This window comes from Paenibacillus xylanilyticus (genome assembly GCF_013359935.1).
In the GTDB taxonomy this organism is placed as follows: domain Bacteria; phylum Bacillota; class Bacilli; order Paenibacillales; family Paenibacillaceae; genus Paenibacillus; species Paenibacillus xylanilyticus.
The window spans coordinates 1-283 of record NZ_JABMCB010000127.1 but is presented as its reverse complement, the minus strand read 5'-3'; the positions used below and the strand labels follow the sequence as shown (position 1 = coordinate 283).

1 rRNA gene is annotated in these 283 nt (G+C 48.4%); it reads right to left on the bottom strand.

Annotated elements, in window-relative coordinates:
• Positions 1 to 238, bottom strand: a 16S ribosomal RNA gene (locus HP552_RS02645); the annotation flags it as partial.
• Positions 239 to 283 lie beyond the last annotated feature (45 nt).

Genomic DNA, 283 nt, shown 5'->3' with positions numbered 1-283 from the left:
TCCTCAAGTGACAGATTGCTCCGTCTTTCCAGCTTCCTTCAGGCGAAAGAAGCAAGTATTCGGTATTAGCTACCGTTTCCGGTAGTTGTCCCAAGCTTGAGGGCAGGTTGCCTACGTGTTACTCACCCGTCCGCCGCTAACTATCAGAGAAGCAAGCTTCTCATCAAGTCCGCTCGACTTGCATGTATTAGGCATGCCGCCAGCGTTCGTCCTGAGCCAGGATCAAACTCTCCAATAAAGTATTGAAAAGAGCGATTAGCTCATTTTGAATCTGACGAGATTA